This window comes from Streptococcus sanguinis (assembly GCF_001078705.1).
GTDB lineage: Bacteria > Bacillota > Bacilli > Lactobacillales > Streptococcaceae > Streptococcus > Streptococcus sanguinis_D.
On the sequence record NZ_CDMW01000001.1, the window covers coordinates 1,226,638 to 1,250,627 of the forward strand.

The 23,990-nt window shown below is 42.5% G+C and carries 24 protein-coding genes; 4 read left to right on the forward strand and 20 right to left on the reverse strand.

What is annotated here, in order from left to right; translation table 11 throughout:
• Positions 1 to 60: 60 nt before the first annotated feature.
• The 6 genes from SSV_RS06120 to SSV_RS06145 form a co-directional block, all read right to left on the reverse strand.
• Positions 61 to 978 carry an aspartate carbamoyltransferase catalytic subunit gene (locus tag SSV_RS06120; RefSeq protein ID WP_072074098.1) on the reverse strand — a complete coding sequence of 306 codons (918 nt, stop codon included), beginning with the start codon at positions 976 to 978 and terminating at the stop codon, positions 61 to 63.
• Positions 979 to 1,085: 107 nt separating this feature from the next.
• Positions 1,086 to 2,369 carry a uracil-xanthine permease family protein gene (locus tag SSV_RS06125; protein ID WP_072074099.1) on the reverse strand — a complete coding sequence of 428 codons (1,284 nt, stop codon included), beginning with the start codon at positions 2,367 to 2,369 and terminating at the stop codon, positions 1,086 to 1,088.
• A gap of 8 nt (positions 2,370 to 2,377) precedes the next feature.
• Complete coding sequence (pyrR, locus tag SSV_RS06130; RefSeq protein WP_072074100.1) at positions 2,378 to 2,896, reverse strand: bifunctional pyr operon transcriptional regulator/uracil phosphoribosyltransferase PyrR; 519 nt, start codon at positions 2,894 to 2,896, stop codon at positions 2,378 to 2,380.
• A 231-nt stretch (positions 2,897 to 3,127) separates the two neighbouring features.
• Positions 3,128 to 5,668, reverse strand: coding sequence for a pneumococcal-type histidine triad protein (locus SSV_RS06135; RefSeq protein ID WP_072074101.1), 2,541 nt, complete (start codon positions 5,666 to 5,668; stop codon positions 3,128 to 3,130).
• 137 nt (positions 5,669 to 5,805) lie between these two features.
• Positions 5,806 to 6,438: a Pr6Pr family membrane protein gene (locus SSV_RS06140; protein ID WP_072074102.1), complete on the reverse strand. Its 633-nt coding sequence runs from the start codon at positions 6,436 to 6,438 to the stop codon at positions 5,806 to 5,808.
• A 7-nt stretch (positions 6,439 to 6,445) separates the two neighbouring features.
• Positions 6,446 to 6,784 carry a zinc ribbon domain-containing protein YjdM gene (locus SSV_RS06145; RefSeq protein WP_002897401.1) on the reverse strand — a complete coding sequence of 113 codons (339 nt, stop codon included), beginning with the start codon at positions 6,782 to 6,784 and terminating at the stop codon, positions 6,446 to 6,448.
• A gap of 274 nt (positions 6,785 to 7,058) precedes the next feature.
• Here SSV_RS06145 and SSV_RS06150 point away from each other — a divergent pair, with 274 nt between their 5' ends.
• Together SSV_RS06150 and SSV_RS06155 are read left to right on the forward strand one after the other, a co-directional pair.
• Complete coding sequence (locus SSV_RS06150) at positions 7,059 to 7,583, forward strand: hypothetical protein (protein WP_072074103.1); 525 nt, start codon at positions 7,059 to 7,061, stop codon at positions 7,581 to 7,583.
• 20 nt (positions 7,584 to 7,603) lie between these two features.
• On the forward strand, positions 7,604 to 8,134 hold the full coding sequence (locus SSV_RS06155) for a transcription repressor NadR (protein ID WP_173328821.1): 531 nt from the start codon (positions 7,604 to 7,606) through the stop codon (positions 8,132 to 8,134).
• A gap of 46 nt (positions 8,135 to 8,180) precedes the next feature.
• Here SSV_RS06155 and SSV_RS06160 read toward each other — a convergent pair whose 3' ends face one another.
• The 13 genes from SSV_RS06160 to SSV_RS06220 all read right to left on the reverse strand — a co-directional run bounded on the left by SSV_RS06160 (position 8,181) and on the right by SSV_RS06220 (position 19,011).
• On the reverse strand, positions 8,181 to 8,648 hold the full coding sequence (locus tag SSV_RS06160) for an 8-oxo-dGTP diphosphatase (protein WP_072074104.1): 468 nt from the start codon (positions 8,646 to 8,648) through the stop codon (positions 8,181 to 8,183).
• Between the two features lie 23 nt (positions 8,649 to 8,671).
• Positions 8,672 to 9,115 carry a hypothetical protein gene (locus tag SSV_RS06165; RefSeq protein WP_072074105.1) on the reverse strand — a complete coding sequence of 148 codons (444 nt, stop codon included), beginning with the start codon at positions 9,113 to 9,115 and terminating at the stop codon, positions 8,672 to 8,674.
• A complete protein-coding gene (locus SSV_RS06170) occupies positions 9,093 to 9,635 on the reverse strand; it encodes a hypothetical protein (RefSeq protein ID WP_072074106.1) in 543 nt (180 codons plus the stop codon). Before SSV_RS06170 ends, SSV_RS06165 begins: the two co-directional genes overlap by 23 nt.
• Entirely contained in the window at positions 9,625 to 10,170 is a 546-nt protein-coding gene (locus tag SSV_RS06175) for a DUF1697 domain-containing protein (protein WP_072074107.1), read from the reverse strand. The genes SSV_RS06170 and SSV_RS06175 overlap by 11 nt, the downstream gene beginning before the upstream one ends.
• Positions 10,171 to 10,206: 36 nt before the next feature.
• A complete protein-coding gene (locus tag SSV_RS06180; protein ID WP_072074108.1) occupies positions 10,207 to 10,704 on the reverse strand; it encodes a GNAT family N-acetyltransferase in 498 nt (165 codons plus the stop codon).
• Positions 10,705 to 10,735: 31 nt separating this feature from the next.
• Positions 10,736 to 11,512: a hypothetical protein gene (locus tag SSV_RS06185; RefSeq protein WP_072074109.1), complete on the reverse strand. Its 777-nt coding sequence runs from the start codon at positions 11,510 to 11,512 to the stop codon at positions 10,736 to 10,738.
• Between the two features lie 108 nt (positions 11,513 to 11,620).
• Positions 11,621 to 13,609 carry an excinuclease ABC subunit UvrB gene (gene uvrB / locus SSV_RS06190; RefSeq protein ID WP_072074110.1) on the reverse strand — a complete coding sequence of 663 codons (1,989 nt, stop codon included), beginning with the start codon at positions 13,607 to 13,609 and terminating at the stop codon, positions 11,621 to 11,623.
• Between the two features lie 161 nt (positions 13,610 to 13,770).
• The gene (locus tag SSV_RS06195) at positions 13,771 to 14,718 is read right to left on the reverse strand and encodes a CPBP family intramembrane glutamic endopeptidase (RefSeq protein ID WP_072074111.1); all 948 of its coding nucleotides are present in this window, start codon (positions 14,716 to 14,718) and stop codon (positions 13,771 to 13,773) included.
• A 168-nt stretch (positions 14,719 to 14,886) separates the two neighbouring features.
• Complete coding sequence (locus SSV_RS12090) at positions 14,887 to 15,480, reverse strand: hypothetical protein (protein WP_080983538.1); 594 nt, start codon at positions 15,478 to 15,480, stop codon at positions 14,887 to 14,889.
• On the reverse strand, positions 15,461 to 17,359 hold the full coding sequence (locus SSV_RS06205) for a DUF3114 domain-containing protein (RefSeq protein WP_072074112.1): 1,899 nt from the start codon (positions 17,357 to 17,359) through the stop codon (positions 15,461 to 15,463). Before SSV_RS06205 ends, SSV_RS12090 begins: the two co-directional genes overlap by 20 nt.
• Positions 17,349 to 17,708: a flagellar hook-associated protein gene (locus SSV_RS06210; RefSeq protein WP_072074113.1), complete on the reverse strand. Its 360-nt coding sequence runs from the start codon at positions 17,706 to 17,708 to the stop codon at positions 17,349 to 17,351. The genes SSV_RS06205 and SSV_RS06210 overlap by 11 nt, the downstream gene beginning before the upstream one ends.
• Positions 17,701 to 17,994 (reverse strand): TIGR04197 family type VII secretion effector, encoded by a 294-nt coding sequence (locus SSV_RS06215; protein ID WP_072074114.1) that lies wholly within the window; start codon positions 17,992 to 17,994, stop codon positions 17,701 to 17,703. Before SSV_RS06215 ends, SSV_RS06210 begins: the two co-directional genes overlap by 8 nt.
• A 78-nt stretch (positions 17,995 to 18,072) precedes the next feature.
• Complete coding sequence (locus SSV_RS06220) at positions 18,073 to 19,011, reverse strand: CPBP family intramembrane glutamic endopeptidase (RefSeq protein WP_072074115.1); 939 nt, start codon at positions 19,009 to 19,011, stop codon at positions 18,073 to 18,075.
• A gap of 195 nt (positions 19,012 to 19,206) precedes the next feature.
• Between SSV_RS06220 and SSV_RS06225 the strand changes: the two genes are divergently transcribed.
• Positions 19,207 to 21,375, forward strand: a complete 2,169-nt coding sequence (locus tag SSV_RS06225; protein ID WP_072074116.1) for an ABC transporter substrate-binding protein/permease — start codon at positions 19,207 to 19,209, stop codon at positions 21,373 to 21,375.
• On the forward strand, positions 21,375 to 22,115 hold the full coding sequence (locus tag SSV_RS06230; RefSeq protein WP_002895249.1) for an amino acid ABC transporter ATP-binding protein: 741 nt from the start codon (positions 21,375 to 21,377) through the stop codon (positions 22,113 to 22,115). Before SSV_RS06225 ends, SSV_RS06230 begins: the two co-directional genes overlap by 1 nt.
• Before the next feature lie 57 nt (positions 22,116 to 22,172).
• Here SSV_RS06230 and SSV_RS06235 read toward each other — a convergent pair whose 3' ends face one another.
• Positions 22,173 to 23,954 (reverse strand): serine hydrolase domain-containing protein, encoded by a 1,782-nt coding sequence (locus SSV_RS06235; protein ID WP_072074117.1) that lies wholly within the window; start codon positions 23,952 to 23,954, stop codon positions 22,173 to 22,175.
• Positions 23,955 to 23,990: the final 36 nt, after the last annotated feature.

Below are 23,990 nucleotides of genomic sequence, written 5' to 3' on the forward strand. Positions count from 1 at the left end.
AATAATAGGGAGTGGGATTGCTTCACATAGCTTCACCCACTCCCGGCCTACTGTCCGAGATTATTGACGACCTTTCAGAACTGCTTCGATAATAGCCATTCTGACAAAGACGCCGTTGGTCATTTGTTCAACGATACGTGATTTTGGTGCTTCGACCAGATGATCCGCAATTTCTACATCGCGGTTAACTGGAGCTGGATGCATCAGAATCGCCGTATCTTTCATGCGGTCATAACGCTCTTGAGTCAGCCCATGCAGTCTGTGGTAATTTTCTTTAGAAAAGATGGACTCGTAGTCATGGCGCTCATGCTGCACGCGCAGGAACATCATGACATCCACTTCTTCAATCACCTCATCAATGGTGACAAATTTACCATAGTCCGCAAACTCCTGGCTCCGCCATTCTTCCGGACCAGCAAAGTAGAGTTCTGCTCCCAAGCGCCTGAGAATTTGCATATTTGACTTAGCCACGCGCGAATGATCCAAGTCACCAGCAATCGCAACCTTGAGTCCTTCAAAGCGCCCAAACTCTTGGTAAATGGTCATCAGGTCCAGCAAGCTCTGGCTAGGATGCTGACCAGAACCGTCTCCACCGTTAACGATGGAAGTCGTAATTGTTGGACTTTCAACTAGCTCTTTGTAATAATCTACTTCTGGGTGGCGAATGACACAGACATCAACGCCTAGGGCAGACATGGTCAAGATAGTGTCATACAAGGTTTCTCCTTTATTGACCGAGCTGGTCTTGACATCAAAGTCCAGAAGATCGCAGCCTAACTTCAACTCCGCTACCTCAAAGGCCTTGTGGGTCCGAGTCGAAGGCTCAAAGAAAAGGTTAGACACGATATGCTGTTCATCATAATGGACTTTAGCGCCATTTTTAAATTCGATTCCGCGTTTAATCAAGGCCATAACTTCTTCATTTGACAGATTTTCCATAGAAACAAGGTTCTTAAGAGCGATTTGATTGGATGACATGATGTAATTCTCCTTTATGAAAGAATGAGGGCTTCCAGAGTGCTGCAAGTAAAGTCGCTCTGAGAGCAAGCTATTTTTGAACGAAATTTAATGATTTAGCGCCTAGCTCAATCCTTGGGCTCAGGCAGGACAAGATAGAGGACAATTCCCAGAATAGTTGACAAGGCAACTCCTGAGATTTGCAGACCCGACAGCTGCAAGGTCAGACCACCGATACCGGATACCAAGATGACACTAGCAATCAAGAGATTCTTTTTATTGTCAAAGTTGGTCTGTGCTTCAATCAGAATCTTGAGACCGCTCGAAGCAATTACCCCAAAGAGGGCGATGGAAATACCACCCAGCACAGGACTCGGGATGGATTGGAGCAGGGCTGAGACCTTCCCCACAAAGCTCATGACAATAGCTAGCACTGCTGCACCTGCAATGACATAAACGCTGTAGATTTTATTGAGCGCCATGACTCCGATATTCTCTCCGTAGCTAGTCACTGGTGGTGCTCCGAAAAGCCCTGCAATAATCTGAGCCAGACCATCACCAGTCAAGGTCTTGTCCAGTCCTGGATCCTTGAAGAAATCCTTGCCTGTCAAGCTATTCAGCACCATGACATGCCCGAAGTGTTCTGTCATGGTTACAAAGGCGATAGGCGCCATGGTTAGGATTGCGCTTGGGTAAAATTTCACATCATAGTCTAAGAATGGCAAACTCATTGGCGGAAGGTGGAACCAAGAAGCTTGCCCAACCTTGGCAAAAGAAACGATTTCCTGCCCTGTCACAGCCCCTAGAATCAAGCTAAAGATGTAGCCGACTATCAAGCCTAGCAAGACAGGGATGATTCCCACAATCTTCTTACCATAGATATTAAAGAGGATGACTGCCAAGAGAGTGACCATACCGATAATGAAGTAGGTCAAATCATAAACCTTTTCTCCATTAGTCAAAGTCTTGTTCATCACATCGCTAACAGCTGTTCCAGCCAAGCTCAGACCGATGACCATGATAATGGGGCCAACTACTACTGGCGGCAGCACCTTGTCAATCCAAGCATTGCCGGCAAACTTGACAATTAGGGCTACGATGAAATAAACCAAACCACCAGTGATAGCTCCCTGTGCAACTGCTCCGATACCATCAGTCTTCATCAGCATCTGCATAGCTGCGATATAGGCAAAGCTGGATCCCATGTAGGCTGGAATCTTGTACTTGGTAACAGTCAGATGGGCCAGTGTCCCCAGACCGCTTGAGAAGAGGGCCACCGCTGGGTCAATTCCCACCAGAATCGGTACCAAGACTGTCGCCCCAAACATGGCGAACAAGTGCTGAAAGGATAGTCCTAAAAGCAGACCTGGCTTTGGCATATCATGCACATCATACTTAACATCTTGATTCATTTAGCTAATTACTCCCCCATAATCAAAACGCGATCTTGACCGTCTGTCTCAGTCACCTCAACAACAATCTCCTCAGTTTGGCTAGTCGGAATATTCTTGCCGACATAGTCTGCCCGTATCGGCAGCTCGCGGTGACCACGGTCAACCAAGACAGCCAAACCAACCCGAGAAGGCCGTCCATGACTGACTAGATTGTCGATAGCCGCTCGGATAGTTCTTCCTGTGTAGAGGACATCATCGATCAGGATTACTTGACGGTCGGTAATATCCACTGGAATCACTGTCGTATCTTCCTCAACCTTGATATCATCTCGGAAAGGCTTAGTATCAACTTCTGCGACCGGAATATCGATATTCTCCAACTGAACCAGTCGCTTCTGAATGCGGTGAGCCAAGTGAACCCCGCGGGTCTTAATGCCAGCCAAGACCACTTGGTTTAAGTCCTTGTTGCGCTCGATGATTTCATAGGTAATCCGCGTAATCGCGCGATTCATGGTGATGTCATCGACAACTTCTTTTGTTTTCATTCTTTCCTCCTCAAACAAGAAAAAGTCTCCTTATTACAAGGAGACTTCAGAAAAATCTAGTCAGGCAAGCTAAAACAAGACGCACTTGCTTACACTCCACCCATCTTTTTACTTGCTCCTTGTCTATCTCTCTGGATAGAATTAAAGGATTATTTAATTTTTTATACTATATCACAATTTCAAAACTATTTCAAGAAAAAATTGTATTTTTTCTGCTTGACTGGATATGGATTAATGATTAGCTTCTTTCTCTTCTTTTTCCTTATCTTTTGAATTCTTTGGATTTTCTTTGTCTTCTGCTTGAGCTGGCTCGTCTTTTAATTCAGGATTTTCAGCAGTTGGCACTTCTTCTGGTAATGGCTTAGAAGAGTTTTCTAGATTCTCAGCTTGATTGTTTAACTCTGCTTCAGCAGATCCAGCTGGATGCTCGCTATCATTTGAAGCTACTTGGCTGCTGGCTTCAGATAAGGCTGGCTTATCGGATGCTGGCTTCCCTTGGACATCTGCCTTATTAGGCTCACTTTCCTTAGGCGCTTCCTTATTTTCTTCTTTTGGATCAGCCGGCTTATTATTGTCAATGCTGCCACCCTGAACATCTGGAAAATGCTGCGCCAAGGCTTTCGGAATTTTATTTTCATTCAATTCAAGCTCTTCTTTAGGGATGTGATTGTCGCTGACATTTATATAAGTCACCGTCTTATTTGGTTCCTGCAACGCTAAGGTTGTGATTTTATTCTTGTTGACAGCCAGATTGTCTAAAGACCTAAACTGATTAATTCCTTCCAAGTTTTTCAGCTCATTCTCACCCAAGTTTAAATTCTTCAAGGAAGACTGAGCAGCTGGAATGTCCAAAGATGTAATCTTGTTTTGACTTGCGGACAAAGTTACTAAATTCTTAGCATCTTCAACTCCCGCCAGAGAAGTCAGACGATTGCCATTTAGGCTTAGAGTTGTCAGATTTGGATTAGACTTCAGGAAGTTCAAGCTCTCAACATTGGAATTATCAGCTGTTAATTCTTCCAGATGGGAAGCCTTAAGGGTATTGATATTTAAGTTTGGGTTGTTGGATAAGAAAAGCCTTGTTAAATCTTCTTTTTGGCTCAGAGCAGAAACATCTTGCAGTTGATTGTGCTCTAAACTTACAGCTTTTAATTTTGAAAGCTTGGTCAAAGCAGAAATATCTGAGATATTGTTGTAGTCAAGGTTCAATGACTCCAGATTTTTCAGCTTAGCTAAAGGTGTAATATCGGTAAGGTCATTTCCCGCTGCTGCCACTGTTTTGAGGTTCGGATAATCCTTCAAGAAAGATAAATCAGTGATGCCATTCTGGGAAATGTCCAAGCCTTCCAAGGTCGGAATTTCTTTTAAGAAATCATAGTTGGTAACGCCTGTCTTTGTCATCCACAGCTGTTTTAAATGCTTAAATTGCAGCACTGGTCTGATGTCCTTTATCGGAGTAAAGCCAATCCCCAGAACTTCAATATTTGGCATCAGTTCCAAGCCTTTTCTTTCCAGCGGATCTTTGCGCTGGCCAATATTTAGATACTTCACAGTTGCCAGCCAGGCTTTCATCTTTTCCGTATCCGTCTCACCTGATGGGAATGGGGTGTCTGCCGTAGCATGTAAAATATCTTCAATGATTTCATCATCAAATCCTAGAGTTTTCAAGGTTGCCATACCGACTGCGTCATGAGCGTGCGGATTTCCATGAGGGTCAAAAGGCTTGGTCGTATCAATCTCACTGACCAAGGTCGAATGACTATGATCACCATGCGGATAGATAAATACCTTTCCTTTATCTGTATCACTCACTTGAATCAAGCTTTCATCGATTCCTAATTGCTGAGCCAAATAGGCTTTTTTCTTGGCAATTTCTTCTTCCTCGTCTGATGGACTAGGCGTAGGCTCAGGTGTAGGAGCTGGCGCTGGCGACGGTTCTGGTGAAGGCTGTGCTTGCTCTTGACGGCCATAGTAGGCATCTTCAGCAGCTTTCTTATGTTCTGCTGGAATCAATGACTCCCAAGGCGAAGCAATCAACTGCTCATAGGGGATGAAATGAGTATGACCATTATGATCTGCCAGCAAGCCTATAGCAAGTTTGCCTGTTACCCCTGTGCCTCTAAATAAGAATCCATCACTTGTAGGATAATCAATCCCAGCAAAATGGCGTTTTGTTGTCCCTTGCTGCTGGGGAACAGACGGCCTAAGAGTTGGCTGATAAATATGTCCCGTAGGATTGCTAGACGGCGTTGGACGATAGCTCGGTGCTTGTGCAAGATTACCCACTGACTGTTTCAAAATGTAATGGAAATGATCCCCGTGACGCACAACATAGCCGTATTGGTCTTCTGAAACAATGTCTCTAGGATTAAAAACATAGCCATCATCAGCAGTGCTCATTTGATTTGCCAGCTGAGGCGATCCTGCAGGCACTTGCCCATCTTTTGGTATCAGATAGGCCCATTTACTATTCTTTAGATCAGAATAAAAAATAAAGTGCGTATGGCCATCATGCTCTAAAATCAAACCTTCACTAGTTCTAGCTTTAATTTGAGACTCGCTTTTGAAGAGAAAACCATCATCCGTCGGCTTATCAACTCCAGGAACCTGTCCTTTTTTGGTCGCCTTGCTTTTCTTCTTCACTTCTTGCTTGGTCTTAACCTTATCCTTACTGTTTTCCTGTTGAGATGTCTGAGATTGACAAGCAGCCAAGCAAAGATTACAAGCTAGAATGATTCCTGCTAGACCTAACAGTTTCTGATTATGTTTCATTCTTTCCTCCTTTTTTGTTTAACCGGTTAATCATTAACTAGTTAACTATATCATACAAATCTGATATTGGCAAGAAAAAATCGAAGCAAAATAAAAAAACAGATAAAATCTGTTTTTCATCTAAAATTAACATGTCTCTAAGAAGTCTTCTTCTTTGAGAAAGAGATGGATTTTATCCCGTAAAAGACAAAACCAAAGATCAGGTAGGCTGCAAAGATAATCAGAGACATCTGGATGACATAAGGCCAGCCTTTCTTAAAGACATTGAGGAAAAAGTAAGGAAATGGATTGTCCTTGGATCTTGGAATGTTTATTTTCAAGAAGAAGCCATTAAAGAGAGCAAAGGCCATATAGACCAAAGGCACACTCGTCCAAGAAATCGGATCAAACCAACGGTACTGGCGCGATTTGTCAAAGATTACTGTATCCAGAAGAAACGCCAAGGGTACTATATAATGACACAAAAAATTCTCTAGACGGTAAAAATCTGTCGCAATTGGGGCCAACAAGAGGTGATAAACGACACAAGTAATCATGATGGACATGGTCACCCCGCCCTTGATTCTCAAGATTTTCGGAGCCTTCCAAGCATCGCCAGGTCTCATCATCAGATAGACAAGATAGCCCGTAAAGAGCAGGACCAAGAGATTGGACAAAACCGTATAGTACATGAGCATGCCCACGCCATACTTAGTGATTTCCAGATACACACCCAAAAAGGCGAGAATAAAAAGAATAATTCGATAAATTAAGATAAAACGACGATTCATAGAGACCTCAAATTTTCTTAACAAACTCTGACTTGAGCTTCATCGCACCGAAGCCGTCAATCTTACAGTCAATATTATGGTCGCCTTCCACAATGCGGATGTTTTTCACGCGCGTTCCCTGCTTGAGATCCTTAGGTGCGCCTTTGACCTTCAGGTCCTTAATCAAGGTAACTGTGTCGCCATCAGCCAGTTTATTGCCATTAGCATCAATTGCAACTGGTCCTTCTTCTGCTTCTTGGACCTCAGCTGGATTCCACTCATAGGCGCACTCTGGGCAGACCAAGAGCGTTCCATCTTCGTAGACATACTCTGAATTACATTTGGGGCAGTTTGGTAAGTTGTTCATTTTTTCTCCATTTCTAGTCAAGACTGCTAAATTTCCATACCAGCCTTCTATATATGATTAAGTTCTTCTTTCATTTTTCAAGTCCAGCAGAACACTAATCGATGTGAAGGTCAATTAAACTCTAAAAATCTAGTTTACTCCTATTTCCACACCTTTCTAGTATAAGCTATTTTAAGGATTTTGACAAATCTCTTTTAGGATTTCCTACAGGTCTTGACCTTTCTGCAAAAACAGTGTACTATACTAGTGTATATACAGATAAAAAGGAGTCGCTATGAAACCAAAATCTAAAAATCAGTTTATGACACTGACCGCTTTTTTGACTGCACTAGCTATTGTTATCCCACTGGTTATGCCGATTAAAATTGTCATTCCGCCCGCTTCCTTCACCTTAGCCAGTCATGTCGCTATCTTTCTGGCTATGTTTATCTCCCCTCTCATGACGGTGATTGTCGTGATTGGTTCTACTATTGGATTTGGAATGTCCGGACTTCCTTTTATCATCACGCTTAGGGCCCTGTCCCACTTGCTCTTCGCTAGCATAGGCGCTCTTTATCTTCAAAAGCACCCTGACACACTGGACAGCCAGAAGAAGACTTGGATATTTAATTTCCTGCTAGCCTTGATTCATGCCTTTGGCGAAGTGGTCGTCTGCATCCTCTTTTACACAACGTCTGCCTATCCTGCTAATGCTTTCTATATCTTATTTGGTCTGGTTGGACTTGGTACGGTCATTCATAGCATGGTCGACTTTGTCATTGCTAAGTTCATCTATAAAGCGCTGAAAAAGATTCGCTAGAGCTTGAAGATTCCTGACTTTTGGTTTACAATGAAGCTATGACCAAGCAAAGACGAGAAGAACTATTAGACCTTTTGAAAACATCATCTGCTGCCCTCAATGGCCAGTCACTGGCGGAGCATTTCCATGTGACCAGACAGATTATCGTGCAAGATATTGCCCTCTTGCGGGCTGATGGTGCCCCCATCCTCTCAACCAATCGTGGCTATCTTTATAAAGACCGCCAAGAAAATGCTGCTGTCCATCAGCTCTTCAAGGTTCAGCATGGGGCTGAGGATATGGAGGCCGAGCTGCTGGCTATCGTGGATAATGGCGGCCGCGTGCAGACTATTTTGATTGAGCACCCGGTTTACGGCGAAATTCAGACTTACCTGAAGCTGACCTGCCGCCGAGATGTCCAGCATTTTCTCCAACAGGTCGCATCCTGTGCCTTTCGCCCCTTATCTGAGCTGACAGATGGAGTCCACTATCACCTAGTACAAGCCGACTCCCAGCAGGATTTGGACTATGTAGAAGCCGCCTTGAGAGACCTAGGATTTTTACAGGAATAAATAACAAGAAAAAAAGACTGATTAGGCCCCAACCTAGTCAGTCTTTTTAGTACATACTCTTGCGCCAGCCGCCTTCGATGCGCTCGTGATAGTAATATTCCGACAGTTCCTCATCTTCCATCATACGCAGAAGTTCTAACATATCGTAGGCCAAGTCTAGCTGTGGCAGGGTTTCCTTGTCTACCCAAGAGATCTCGCCCTCTTCAGTCGAGTGAATCTGACCAGAAAATTCGGTCGCTTTGTAACAAAAGACAATGTAGCGAACCCCTTCATCCGTATGCCAGTTCTTTACCCCAACCAGTTTTGGATGAGCAATAGTCAAACCTGTTTCCTCTAAAATCTCTCGGACAACCGCATCATGGAGAGACTCACCCTTCTCAATATGCCCACCAGGAAAAGCATATCCAGACCAGTGATTTCGTTCAGGAGAACGGTATTGGACCAGGACTTTACCTCGCGACACATCTTCAACAAGGCAGATGTTTGTTAGGATTGTTTCTTGGGAACGGGACATGGGTTCTCTCGCTTTCTAAGTTATTAAAACATATCTTCGTTATATTTCACTTCTGACTTCATGACAAAGGGATTGATCAATTCATGATGCTCATAGGTACTATGAACCACAAAACCTCTGACAATGATGATTTCTTTATCTTGTATATGATAGTCTATATTGATGGGCATTGCTGGATCTGAGACGATTGACAAAGCAAAGAATGCCGAAAACCAAAGATAAAGTGCCACCAATCCACTGAATAATTGAAAAATAAGGTGATACCAGTGAAAATCTCTTGTCCTAAAAAAGACTATCCAAGGATGGATAAAGAAGGTCAAACAAAGAATAAAAAACCAGCTATTCCAAAAAACTGGAGTAAAGGATAGACCAAAAGGTAACAAAATCAAATGAAGAATGACAAAGGTTAGCAAGGCCAGATAGAGTGTTATAAATGAAAATAACTTAGATAGATTTTCTTTGGTCATGTTTTTTCCTCTTTTTTTCATTATATTTTAAAATCAACATCGTTAACGCTGGAATGAAGAAAAAGATTAGATAGGTGGCAATTGGAAACCAAACATAGCGAGGATTCAAGTTCCACAATGGTGGCAGAAATCCCTCTCCATCTTCTAATTCTATTCCTATAAAATAATGCAAAAGAAAAAGTAGACCATTAAGATAAAGAAAAACTTCTGAGATATCTTTCAGCGAGTTGCTCCCCTCTCCTCTCAGACTTCCAAACCAAGAATTGAATGGAAAAGTGATCAAAAGAAACAAATTTAAATACAAGGGGCTAATATAACTAAACTCACGAAGCGGAGCAGGAATACTCTCATTACCAAATGTTAAATATCCCACGCCAAGACCAACCATTATAAAGAATATATAACCTAAAAGAGCTTCTACTATCCAATGCTTTTCCAACCAAAGGATAAACCTGTTCCCCTGAACTTTTACTTTTACTTTTCTTTTGTTTTTATTTTTCTTTTTGGTTTTACTTCTCATTCACCAACTCCACAATCTTCTGGAAAGTCTTGCCGTTTCGGATAGTCAGTTGTTTGTAGAAACTGGACTTGAGCAGTTTCTTATGGTAGTTGGACTTGAGATAGTCCGCTTGGTCAGCATTCCTATAAAAGAAAGCCGTCTGCCCGAAATGCAGTTGTTCCTTGTCATTTGCCCAGCTGCCTGCCAGCTCTTGAACACTCTCCCTATCTGTCTCGGGCAGATAAAAGAGAACATCTCGCCGAAAGGCTGTCTCATCCTGCCACCAAGTAGGCAGATTGGCTGTTTCTTTTTCAAGAATGGCAGAGCTGACAAGGACAAAAGGCAGAGGAAAATCGTAAGACCGGCTGAAATAAACCGACAAGATCTCCCGAATCCTCTCCTCCTGCTCCTCGCTATCAAAGAAAAGATTGCCGCTATTGATGTAGGAAACTGGATTTTCAAAACCCAACCCAGCCAAATCCTTCTTCAAATCAGCCATAACAACCTTGTTTTTCCCGCCGACATTAATGCCACGGAGTAAAAGTGCATAACGCATATAGTGCTCCTTAAAAATATATCTATTATTTCCAAACTAACTATTAGAGTTTTTCGAGTAGATCATCCGTTTTTCTTTCACGGCTTTTCCTAGGTCAATGACCTTTTCCTCGCCGTCAAAAACAAAACCCATTTTTTCATAAAAGGCGATGGCACGTTTGTTATCTTCTAAAACCCATAACATAATCTCTTGATAACCATCCAAGGCAGCAAAAGCAGCCTTCATTAACTGCTGTCCTATACCCTTGCCATAATAATCTTTTAAGACATACAAGGCGAAAATTTCACCAGCTATCCTAGCTGAATCTCGAAAATCACCGTAGCTAACAAAGCCGACCACTTTAGCACCATCCAAAGCAATCAAGGTATTTTCAGGATACTTTTGACTATAAAACCGACACTTATCCAAAGTCATCTGCTCTTGAAATTCTGCAGGCAAAATCTCATCATAAGCTTCACGCCATGTCTGCCAATGAACTCGGGATTTCCCTTCTATCTCCTCAGCTGTTTCCATTGCTTTGATAGTGATAACCATTTGTTTTTCTCCTTGAATAAAACTATCTAAATTATTCCGCCTGAAAACCATTGCTATCTAATTTCCCATTTTCTCCCCAAACAACTACATAAACATTTTTGGGTAAGCTAGTAAAATCAATATAGTCACTTAAACTCGCACCTTCAGGAACATCTCCTTCCAGATATAGATCGAAAAACAACAGAACCTCATAATTTTCCGATAAACGAATGAAATCTTTTCTCAAATTCTTTATTTCTTCTGCCGATGCTTCATACTTCTCTGTCTTAGGATTATACTTTAATTTCTTTTTTATTTGAACCAAATCTCGATAAAATTCCTTTTTGGCGTCTGTTACATCATAATCTAAATCTGTACTCAGCTTCTTAAATTTCACTGGCTTTAGAACAGACTCTTTATCAAAATATAAGGCATTCAGCATAGGGTGTGAATTTGTATCTAAGACAGAAGAAAAGGTAAGATCTGTTAATAACGAAGATGGTTCATCATCATTATTAGCATAATAGGAATAAGTCCCATCTTCTAATTCATCTGTTAAAATTTTTTCTGCATCTTCTGCTACTTGAACTTTGACATCATATTCATAAGTAACATGACTAACCCAAGTTGGAATCTCTATGTTCTTAACCTCCAATCCTAAATTATCTTCAAAAGCTGTATGTACTACATATTCAATACGCTGTTTTTCTTCTTTAGAAACTAATTTAGTTGGTAAGTATGCCCAAACAAATTGAACTATCGGTATCATGCCTATCACAAAAATTGAAATAAAGAAAATAAATATTAGTTTAATTAGTTCTTTTTTCACTTCAATTCCCCCTCTTAAACTTCTCTAACTTATTTTTTTACATAGTGACTCATTGACTAGAGATATAATTAAGAGCTTAGCTTGCAACTTTGGTACTAACTGTATTTTCTAATCCATCGCCTTTATTTCCAGAATCATATCGCGAATCTGTGCAGCCAGTTCAAAGTCGAGGAGTCCGGCAGCTTCTTGCATCTGAGCTTCCAGTTTCTTGATCATGTCCTTGCGTTCTTGCTTGTTGAGGCTTTCGATTTCGACTGTTTCTTCCTTGTCTGGTAGGGAAGCCTTGGTCACGCTGATCAGGTCTCGGATTTCTTTCTTGATGGTCTGGGGTACAATGCCATGCTCTTCATTATAAGCCATCTGGATTGCCCGACGGCGGGCAGTTTCATCAATAGCGCGCTGCATGGACTGGGTCATGGTATCTGCATACATAATCACATGACCCTCACTGTTGCGGGCTGCCCGGCCGATGGTCTGGATAAGACCGCGTTCGTTGCGGAGAAAACCTTCCTTGTCCGCATCAAGGATTGCCACCAGACTAACCTCGGGAACGTCGATTCCCTCACGCAGCAAGTTAATCCCAACCAAAACGTCAAAGACACCCAAGCGTAAGTCGCGGATAATCTCAGTCCGTTCCAAGGTCTTGATGTCTGAGTGCATGTACTTGACCTTGACGCCCATTTCCTTGAAATAGTCGGTCAGATCTTCTGCCATCTTCTTGGTCAGGGTGGTGATAAAGGTTCGCTCATTCTTCTCTGCACGCGCAGTGATTTCGCCCAAAAGGTCATCAATCTGTCCCATAGTCGGGCGGACTTCCACCTCTGGATCCAGAAGCCCGGTTGGCCGGATAATTTGCTCAATAACAGTATCCGTCTGTTCATTTTCATAGTCGCCCGGCGTAGCCGATACATAGACAATCTGGTGAACATGGCTTTCAAATTCTTCTCGGCGCAGCGGACGATTGTCCAAGGCAGACGGCAAGCGGAAACCATAATTAACCAGCATCTCCTTACGAGAGCGGTCGCCATTGTACATACCGCGAATCTGCCCCATGGTCATGTGACTCTCGTCAATCATAATCAAGAAATCATCAGGGAAAAAGTCCAGAAGGGTATAAGGCGGCTCTCCTTCGCTCCGACCATCCATGTGGCGAGAATAGTTCTCAACACCGTTTGTATAGCCCATTTCACGCAGCATTTCGATATCGTACTCTGTGCGTTGCTTCAAGCGCTGAGCTTCCAGAAGCTTGCCTTCCTTCTCAAAGATAGCCAGTTGCTCCTCCAGCTCGGCCTGAATCTTAGCAATCGCTACTTCCATGTGGTCTTCATTGGTTACGAAGTGAGTGGCTGGGAAGATGGCCAAATGGTCCACTTCACCCAAGACTCGACCTGTCAAGGCTTCGACCTCACGAATCCGGTCGATTTCGTCTCCGAAAAACTCTATCCGAAAGGCATGCTCATCCCGAGAAGCTGGGAAAATCTCTACCACATCACCACGAACCCGGAATTTCCCCCGCTGAAAGTCAATGTCATTACGCTCAAACTGGATATCAACCAAATCATTAAGCAGCTTGTCACGGGAAATCTCTAATCCAGGACGCAGGCTAACCACGCTATCGGAGTATTCCTTTGGTGATCCCAGACCATAGATACAAGAGACTGAAGCCACGACAATCACATCATTGCGCTCCAAGAGAGCTGATGTCGCTGAGTGACGGAGCTTGTCAATCTCGTCATTGACCGAGCTATCCTTTTCGATATAAGTATCACTGGAAGGCACATAGGCCTCAGGCTGGTAGTAATCATAGTAGGAAACGAAGTATTCCACGGCGTTATTAGGGAAGAACTCCTTGAACTCGCCATAAAGCTGGCCTGCCAGCGTTTTATTATGGGCAATAACCAGAGTCGGCTTGTTGACCTGAGCGATAACCTGACTCATGGTATAGGTCTTACCAGTACCAGTCGCTCCCATGAGAATCTGGGCCTTCTCGCCCCCTTCGATATTATCCACTAGCTGCTCGATAGCCTGGGGCTGATCTCCTGAAGGCTCGTACTTGGAAACCAATTCAAATTTATTATCTGTTATTCTGTTAATCATCTTTTATTCCTTAAATTGTGCTTCTATTATTTTACCATATTTGACCTATTTTCTCTGGATTTGGGTGTAGGTAGAATGGCCATACTTCTACCATCTTATATACCTTGTCACACATCTCGTTAAAAGACATAAAAAATGCCCAGCTCAACTGGGCGAAATGGTTATTTATTAAATATCAGCGCTTGCGGCAGACGATTTTCTTTTTTGAGTGACCAGTAAAGAAAGGCAATGCAGCCAATCAGGACGATACTGGCAAAAATAGATCCTTCAGCACCAAAAGCCCCACCGGATAGCAAATCCACAGATGATTGTGAGCTATAGTTCAAGATTGAGGTAGATGCTCCTTGACCACTGACCTGAATACCATAGATATTTCCTTGCACAAAATTCCAAGCGCCGTGCATACCAGCCAGCACCCACATATTGTCATACTTGAGCATAAGGAAACAAGCAAAGATACCGTCTAGTATGATATTGACAATGGAAAGAATGGTCACACCAGGGTTAAAGAGGTGCAATGCCCCAAATAGAGCACTGGAAATCAAGATACCAATGAAGATATTTGACTTAGCGCTAACTGCTGGAAAGAGCCAACCACGCGTCACTAGCTCTTCTGTCCCACCTTGGAGAATCCAGAAAGGAATGATAGCTAAGACAAAAACCAAAGACTGCAAGTTAACCTGACCAAATTTCAGACTGCCTGTCCCCGTGACCAAGAGCAAAACCACAACGATTGAAAACTGAACTGCTCCGATAAGGAAGCCTTTAAGGAGATTTTTGAACCAGTCTTGTTTATAGAATCCCAAACTAGAAAAAGGACGCTTCTCACGATATCGAACCCAGAGGAAGACTGCTAGGGCGATAAAGAAGAAACCAGCTAACTGAAAAAAGACTGTATAGGGAGCAAGCACCGCCATTGCTTCTGCTCGATTAACTGTAGGATCTGCAAAACCAATCAAGAGTCCGACAACTATTCCAATTGGTAACAACCCGACAAAACTTAAAATTCCTCCTCCATAAACAAAACCAATAGCGATTAAAATAGCTAACCAAACTGGTGGGATATAGCGCGATTGCTTGATAGCATCCAACATACGAGATTTAAACATATACACATTCCTTTCCTTGTTTGAATTTATTATAGCATATTATTTTAGTGCGGGCAAAAGCGGACGGTATGAACTATTTTAGTTTTCTTATCAACTTCAATACCCTAGCCCTTTTCAGTTCCTTACCCATTGACTCTATATCATTAAATAATAAACTAGAAAAATCTATCAATCCCCTTCATTTTCTCTAGCAATCTCTTCAATATTTGCTATTTCTTCGTCTAACCGTTTATCAAACTCTGCCTTGTTCTTGAAAGGATAAGAATAAGTCCGCCAAGTGTACCATTTAAGACCTTCCTCGCCTTTATAATACCACTCTATCTTGGTTGGTAGAAACTCTTTGTTATATGTGATGCGAATTTTGGAAAATTCTTGTTCCTTTAAAGCATACTTGAGTTCTAATTCTGGCACAAATTTACTTTCAAACAAGGACTTATCTACTACCGATTCCGTGCTTAATACTACTTGGTATTTTGATTTCTTTATTTCATCAGTTGTGATATGTGAATTTAAGAGAGCAGAAGAGAACTCGTTGTAGTGGATTTCTTCGAAAGTCTGCTTTGCGTTTTCTGGATTACCATATCCTCCGAATACAGTATCATTTCTTATAGCAGTATGAAAAGGGAAAAAGAATAGTTTATTCTGTAAATCGAATCCAATACCATATTCATTATTATGCATTTTTGAATATTTTGGCTTTTGAACAAATACAAAGCGTTTCTGCTCCAGAATCTCCTGAGTCTTATTGGTGGTCCCAAACATAGACATCACTATTAGTATAATCCCTATAACCAGGATTAACCCTAAACTTAGTAGTGTAGTTTTTAAACTTATGATATTCTTCCACTTTCTCTTTTTCAGACATATCCTTTGTTCTTTCTTGCCAAGCTTCATAATCTTTGTGTCCTCCTCCTTTTACAATATCTGCATACTGACCGCCCTTTTTACCCAAATCATCTTCAGATTTGAAGATACTCTTGGCCTTTTGTCTAAGTTCAGAATCAGACGGCTGTGTAACATCCAATCTATCATGCTGGCCAGCATAAATTCCTTTGTTTGGTTCATTATGCCCTTTGGATGGACCATAGTTAAAGGACTCTGTATTAGCAATTTCATGCAATTCATCATGAGTATAATGTTCTGGATTTGAATCATATCTACCATTAGGCAGCTTATGCTGATCATAGGCATCCCACTGTGTCTCAAATTCTCCTGTTTCTAGATTTACAATAAACTCAACCATTCGAGCATTATTGAAATCATTTTCTTGATCAAAAGTGTTTTCTTGAGGAACTTGAACTTTCATATTGTAAGGACGTCTAAAAACATCTGTATCTTTATCATAACGATTATGATAGTTAGCTCCCGTAGTATAATCAAAAGTAAGCCCTTGCTCTTCACCGTACGCCAAAAGCTTTTCATAATCACTAGCTCCCTCATAGTTATTTCGAATATAATAAATTGCTTGACGATCAAGATAATAGCGAAACAGGTGAATTTGTTGACCTAAGCCAGATTTATCTTCCTTAAGCGATTTATCCTTAAAAGTCAAAATTACATCTTTTCTAAAATACATCAAAAAATCTCCATGAGGTGGCATTTTATCAGAAAATTTATGAGTAGCACTGGTTAAATGCATGAAATTATGTTCATCTACTTCAGCGCCTAAATGTTTGAGAACTAATTCTAATTTTTCTCTGGAACTCATCTTACTTGCTGCATACATGCCTGTGTAGACGTCAGATCCTACTTCCTTTGTTTGAGCATATAGTTCGTCACGTTTATTGTAGAACTCTTGGCCTGTCTGAAGTTTTGCTGTGCTTGATTTAACCTGATTGATATAATTCTTTACAGCCTCATCATCCCAGCCATCAACTTTCTTCAACTCTTCGGCCTGTTGGCGCAGTCCCGTGATATAAGAATTGTATTCCTTCCATGAAAGATTTTGTGGTCGCTCAATCTGATATTTCTTAGCAAAATCACGATTTGCTTTTAGTTCTCCCGCTACTGTTGTCCACGATAAATCTGCAGGAATACTATAGGTCCATGTATTAGCATCCCAAGAGCTAGCTAGCTGCCCCAAACCAGTATCAATTGCTTGCGCCAAAGCGTCAATATCTCCAAATATTTCAGGAGAACTCGCATTAAAAGCTCTAAGTTTATCTAATTTTTCTTGAAGTTTATCTCGAGCTGAAGAATAGGTATCTCCAAGTTTCTGCAGACTCTGTAGACGCTGTAGATTCTGAAAGTTTCCCGAACTAGTTGACTTGTTAACTTCAATGGCATCTATTGAAGCTTGATTGGCTGCAATAAGCTGGTCATAATGCTGAATATCCTCTATTAGCTTATCCTCTTGTAAATCCTCATCTGCAACTTGTGCACGATACTCCTTTGGAAGAGACTTAACATCTTCCTGAATCGCCTCAGCTAATGCTATCCCTGTTTCTTTTAATGGAATAATGACACTTGTGATAAAAGCTCTAAAGGAATCATAAGCTTTACCAGATAAGTCCGAGACCGAATTTTCCACTTGTTCAAGAGAATTTCCTAATTCTTTATAGCTATCCAACTGGCTTTTCGTCATAGCTGTAGTACTCTCAACTTGCGAATCTAAACTTCCGCAATAAACTTCAATTCCCATCTACTTTATCCTCCGTTTGATTGATTCTGATACGTTCATGATAAATGTCATTCAAATCATCTTCTAGCTTACGCTTTTGAAGGTTAATCTCATCCAAATCATCTAAAAAACTCTCAGAAACAATATTCGATTCATGAAACGCTTCTGAATATAACTGTTCAAAAAAAATTCTGGAAGAGGGATAAGACTCGAATGAATCCCAAAGTTGAGTTTGCGCTTCTGAACTACAACATTCGAAATCATCTATTTGATTCTCCAATAACCTTTTTCCCCTCAGCAGTTTTTCTTTCTGCAGAGACAGGGCTTCTTCCTTTTTTCTAAGTTCATCAAGTTTCTTCTCTTTATTCACGATTCTGTCCTTCAATTAAACGAAACCTTCCAACACTATCTTCATCAACTGCTTGAAATTGCTCAGCCACACTTTGAATATTGGTGCAAGCTGATTGAATAGCCTCCGAAATATCCTTGGCTTTACTTTGAGAAAGATCAATTGCATGATGTGCAGAATCATTTCCCAAAAGTTTAGTCTTTTCATCCTTAGAAGCATTTGAAACACTAGCTAGGGTATCTCCTCCAGCCTTCAAAGCTGACGCTAATTGTTGAGCAATCAAAATATCACTTTTAATTTCTACCATTTATCTTTCCCTCAAATTAATATTTCTATATCAATTCTAGCATATTATTAAAGCAATAACAAAAGGACACTATTTCCTCTATTTCCCACCCATTCTCACAAGCACTGTCAAACTACCATCTTTTTTCATCTTAAAAAGCAAGTAAAACACGGCCAACAAGAGAATGAGCGAACTGAAAATAGAAGCTTCAGCGCCGAAAGCTCCACCAGTCAGCCAGCTCCATTCTGACTTAGGGATAAAATTCAGGACTGCTGCATCAACACCAGTACCACTAACACTGAAACCGTAGATATTGCCTTGGCTAAAGTTCCAAGCAGCATGAAGTCCTATAATCCCCCAGACATTGTCCGTCCAGAGCAGATAGAGACTTGCAAAAAGGCCAAATAAGGCAATGTTAAGAATGGGAAGAATACCAATATCTGGATTGCCAAGGTGCAAAAGTGCAAAGAGCAGGCTCGAAGTCAGCAAACCGATGGGGAGGTTGGTCTTTTTGACAGCAACTGGCAGCAGCCAAGCCCTTGTCACTAGCTCTTCTGCTCCACCCTGAATCATCCAAAGCGGAAGCAAAATCAAGATATAGAGGAAAGGTTCCAGCGTCAGCTGTCCCCATTCGAAAGAGCCAGCTCCGCTCAACAGCATAAGCAGAGCGACTAGACTAAAGAGGAGAAAACCTACTGCTAATCCTTTGACTAGCTCCACCAAGCTTCCTTTTTTGACAAAGCCTAGAGTCGCGAGCGGTCGTCCTTCAGCCCAGCGCACCCAAAGAAAGAGAGCTAGTATCATAAATACAAAGCCGAACAAGAGAAAAGGCAGGGCAAAATTGAAGAAGATTTCAAAGAATCCGCCTTGCCCTAAGAAACCTAGCATAAGACTGAGGACAGCCGAAATTGGCTCCAAAGCCAGATAGGCCAATTGTTGTCCTCCTTGCACGAAAACAACTGCCAGTAAAAGAGACAAAATATAAGGAGGGACAAAGCGAGCTTGATTGACTCCGTCCAAGATACGTGATTTTTTCATAAGAACCTCATTCTATCCTTGTTTTCATTTATTTCCAGTATAGCAAACTTTGCTTTAAGTACAAAGAAAAGTTGCGGCTATTTTTGCGAGAAATTCAGAGTTTATATGTCAGAAAACCTAACATAAAAATAGGAGAAATTTGCCTAATCAGTGATTTTTTGCTATAATGCTAGAATGCTAAAAAGGAGGAAGAAAATGAAGAAAAAATTCTTAGCAGTCTTGCTAACATTATTTCCATTTTTTGCGTTAGGGGCGACAGCCCAGGCAGATACGATCAAAATCGTATCCGATACTGCTTACGCACCATTTGAATTTAAAGATTCTGATCAGACTTACAAGGGGATTGACGTTGATATCATCAACAAGGTTGCAGAAATCAAAGGCTGGGACATTGACATGAGCTTCCCAGGCTTCGATGCAGCCGTCAATGCGGTCCAAGCCGGCCAGGCGGATGCCATCATGGCTGGTATGACCAAGACAAGCGAGCGCGAAAAAGTCTTTACCATGTCTGATACCTACTATGACACTAAGGTCGTTATCGCGACACGAAAAGAAAACACCATCAGCAAATATGAACAGCTAAAAGGGAAAAAAGTCGGTGTCAAAACCGGTACAGCTGCCCAGCGTTTCCTTGAGAAGAACAAGGATAAGTACGGCTTCACTCTCAAAACCTTTGACACGGGTGACTTGATGTATAACAGCCTTTCTGCTGGTGATGTCGATGCAGTGATGGACGATCAGCCTGTCATTGAGTACGCCATCAATCAAGGCCAAAACCTGAAAATTTCTATGAAGGGTGAGGCTGTTGGAAGCTTTGCTTTCGGTGTCAAAAAAGGTAGCAAGCACGAGCACCTAGTTACTGAGTTTAACGAGGCTTTGGCACAGATGAAGGAAGACGGCAGTCTGGATGAAATCATTAATAAATGGACGGCTTCTAAAGGCAGCGCTGACTCCGCCGTTCCAGAGACTTCTACTCCTGCCGGTCAAAAAGCTACTCCGACAAAAGACAAATACATCATTGCCAGCGACTCATCTTTTGCCCCTTTTGTCTTCCAAGATGACAGCAACCAATACACTGGGATTGACATGGAGCTGATTAAGGCTATTGCCAAAGATCAAGGCTTTACTGTGGAAGTAACCAACCCTGGCTTTGATGCAGCTATCAATAGCGTTCAGACCGGTCAGGCTGACGGAATTATCGCCGGCATGTCTGTCACTGATGCTCGCAAGAAAACTTTTGACTATTCTGACCCTTACTATACAGCCAACTCTATCTTGGCAGTCAAGGACAGCAGCAATATCAAGTCCTACGAGGAACTCAAGGGCAAAACCGTCGGTGTCAAAACTGGTACCGCTTCTCAGACTTTCCTTGAAGAAAACAAGAGCAAGTATGGCTACTCTATTAAAACATTCTCAGATGCAGCTTCCATGTATGACAGCCTAAATACTGGCTCTGTCGCAGCTGTGATGGATGATGAACCCGTTGTCAAATACGCTATCAAACAAGGCAAGAAGCTTAAAACACCTATTGAAGGCACACCAAGCGGCCAAGTCGCTTTCGCAGTCAAAAAAGGCAGCAATCCTGAGCTGATTGAGATGTTTAACAATGGACTGGCCAACCTCAAAGAAAGTGGCAAGTACCAAGAGATTTTAGACAAGTATCTGGCTAGCGAAGAAAAGGAATCCAATGTAGATGAGTCCACTATTTGGGGCTTGCTGCAAAACAACTACCAAGAACTTCTTAAAGGTCTGGGAGTGACGATTGCTTTGGCACTGATTTCATTTGCAATTGCTATGGTCATCGGGATTATCTTTGGTATGTTCAGCGTCAGCCCTTATAAACCGCTGCGCTGGATTGCAGAAATCTTTGTTGATGTCATTCGTGGTATTCCACTGATGATTGTGGCAGCCTTTATCTTCTGGGGAATTCCTAATCTAATCGAATCCATGACTGGTCAACAAAGCCCAATCAATGCTTTCGTCGCAGGAACCATCGCCCTCTCTCTTAACGCGGGTGCCTATATCGCCGAAATTGTCCGTGGAGGTATTCAAGCCGTTCCTGTTGGACAGATGGAAGCCAGCCGCAGCTTGGGGATTTCCTACTCAAAGACCATGCGCAAGATTATCCTGCCACAAGCAACCAAGATTATGCTGCCAAACTTTGTCAATCAGTTTGTCATCGCACTCAAGGATACAACCATAGTCTCAGCTATTGGACTGGCCGAGCTCTTCAAAACGGGTAAGGACATCATCGCCCGCAACTATCAGAGTTTCCGCATGTATGCTATCCTAGCCGTGCTTTATCTCATCATTATCACGCTCTTGACCCGCTTGGCAAAACGTTTAGAAAAGAGGATTAAGTAATGGCAAAATTAAAAATCGATGTGAACGATCTTCATAAATATTACGGGGAAAACGAAGTCCTAAAGGGTATTACTGCTAAATTCTACGAGGGAGATGTGGTCTGCATCATCGGTCCTTCTGGATCTGGTAAGTCAACCTTCCTGCGCAGTCTCAACTTACTTGAGGAAGTGACCAGCGGAACCATCACGGTTGATGGCTTTGATCTGACGGACAAGAAGACTGACGTGGATCTGGTCCGTGAAAATATCGGTATGGTCTTCCAGCACTTCAACCTCTTCCCGCACATGACCGTTCTGGAAAATATCACCTTTGCTCCTGTTGAGCACAAGCGCTTGACCCAAGACGAGGCAAATAAGCTGGGTATGGAGCTCTTGGAAAAGGTCGGCTTGGCTGATAAGGCTGATGCTAGTCCAGACAGTCTGTCTGGCGGTCAAAAGCAACGGGTGGCAATTGCTCGCGGTCTGGCCATGAATCCAGACATCATGCTCTTTGACGAGCCTACTTCTGCCCTTGACCCTGAAATGGTCGGCGATGTTCTCAACGTTATGAAGGATCTGGCACAGCAAGGTATGACCATGCTGATTGTGACCCATGAGATGGGCTTTGCCCGTCAGGTGGCTAACCGCGTTATCTTTACCGCTGATGGTGAATTCCTAGAAGACGGCAAGCCTGACCAAATCTTTGACAATCCACAGCATCCACGTCTTAAAGACTTCTTGGACAAGGTGCTGAATGTATAAACACAAACGAAGAGCCAGCTTATATGCCGGCTCTTTTCTTGTTTCAAAATTTTTAAACTACATCACCCACCACTGGTAAAGCGACCAATAGAGAATATTAGCTACTATGGCGAGGGCGGATAGACTAGTCAGAACCGTCAGGAAGAGGCGACCTTTTCCGAGTCCCTTTTTCGCCTTGCTAAAGAGCGGATAAACCGCACATCCTGCTAAGAATAGACCCAGTCCTGCAAAGACCATATAACGCCAAGATTGAACAATTGAGTAATCCTGGTTCATGGCAGCCAGTAAAAGCAGAATGAGATTGCCAGCAAACAGCAGCATCCCTAGAGAAGTCAGGTAATTCCAAACCTTCCAAGAGCGAGGAGCCGAACTTTTTGCTTTACGCAGGATAAGACGGAAACCGCCAATCAAAGAAATAATCAAGACATTTCCCAGAGCAAACACGAGTGCCAAACCTCCGAGAAATACGACTAGATAATGCCTAAAGAGAACTGAATCGGAAATCCTTTCTGCATTAAGGACACCAAATTCGAGGCGGTCAGCACCTTGGCTCTTGTCAATGGTCCAGAAAGTGCTCAGCAAATCAGGCTGATCAGAGACTTTGTTGATCTTTTGGATGGCCCCGGGAATCATGAGCATGATGGACAGCGGACCACTATTATAGCTTCTCAGATAGTGGTAGGATCCGGGCTTGAACTGCTTTTTAGTAGCTTCGCTGACAGTCTGCATCTTGCCAAATGTCAGCTCCGGCATTTGAACATTGTAAACTTGTTCATACAGTTGATTGGTTAAGATGACTTGACCGATGCCATTTTTCAGATCTAAGTAGAGATTGCTAGAAAAGCCATCTGCATTACCACTGTGTCCCAGCAAGGTAACACCGTAGTGACTGGCCCAAAAGCCATGAGCATTACGAACAATATCCGTACCAGGATAGGTAGAGGTTGTTGAGTAAAGCTCGGTCCAAGTTTCTGGACGATGAAAGAGCGTCTTACGTTCCAGCAAGGCCTGGGCGAATTTCTGCAGGTCTCCTAGAGTCCCCACTGTCCCACCGACTGGGTACATCCAAAGCTTAAATGGTGTATCTCCCAAGAGCTTACCTTGGTCATCATAGCCCTTATCCTCCTTGCGCTTTTCCTGTACATAAGCGTTGTCCGATAAGTCAGGCAAGATAGCAGTCCGATCCATGTCCAGCGGCTCAAAAACATGCTCATGGACATAGTCTGCATACTTCTGCCCAGATATCCGCTCCACGATATAAGATGCCAAAGCCGTGCTGAAGTTAGAGTATGATGTCGTCGTACCCGGCTCAAAGGATTGAATAGGCTGGTAATCGCGGAACTGCTCTTCCAAGTCGCTCTTGTCTCCCTTTTTGTAGAGTGGCATTTCATCAAAGCCAGCCTGATGGTTCATCAGATCCAGCATGGTGATAGGCTTATCGTAGCGAAGATTGCGGAGAAAGCCTTCTGGCAGATAAGTTTTGATGTCTGCTTCCAGGTCGATTTTGCCCTCTTCCCAGAGCTGCATGACCGACACCCAGACCGTCAGTTTAGTGATTGAAGCCCATTCAAAAACACTGTCATCGTCAACTTTGACTTTGTTTTCCTTGTCCACATAGCCAAAATTCCCCTTGTAGATGGTTCCGTTTTTATCAAAGACAGCGGTCGTCATTCCGACAGTTGTCTTTTCATGTTCCTTGACAAAGTCTTGGATTTTCTGACCGATTTGGCTGCGGTCCGTGCCAGACGGCAGCTTCTGCGAGTCAGCTAAAGCAGCTGTCGGCCGGAAGATTCCTAGCGTCAAAATGGTTAAAAAAATGATTAGAATAGATTTTTTCATGAGATACCCTTTCACAAGATTGTCCATTCCCCAAAA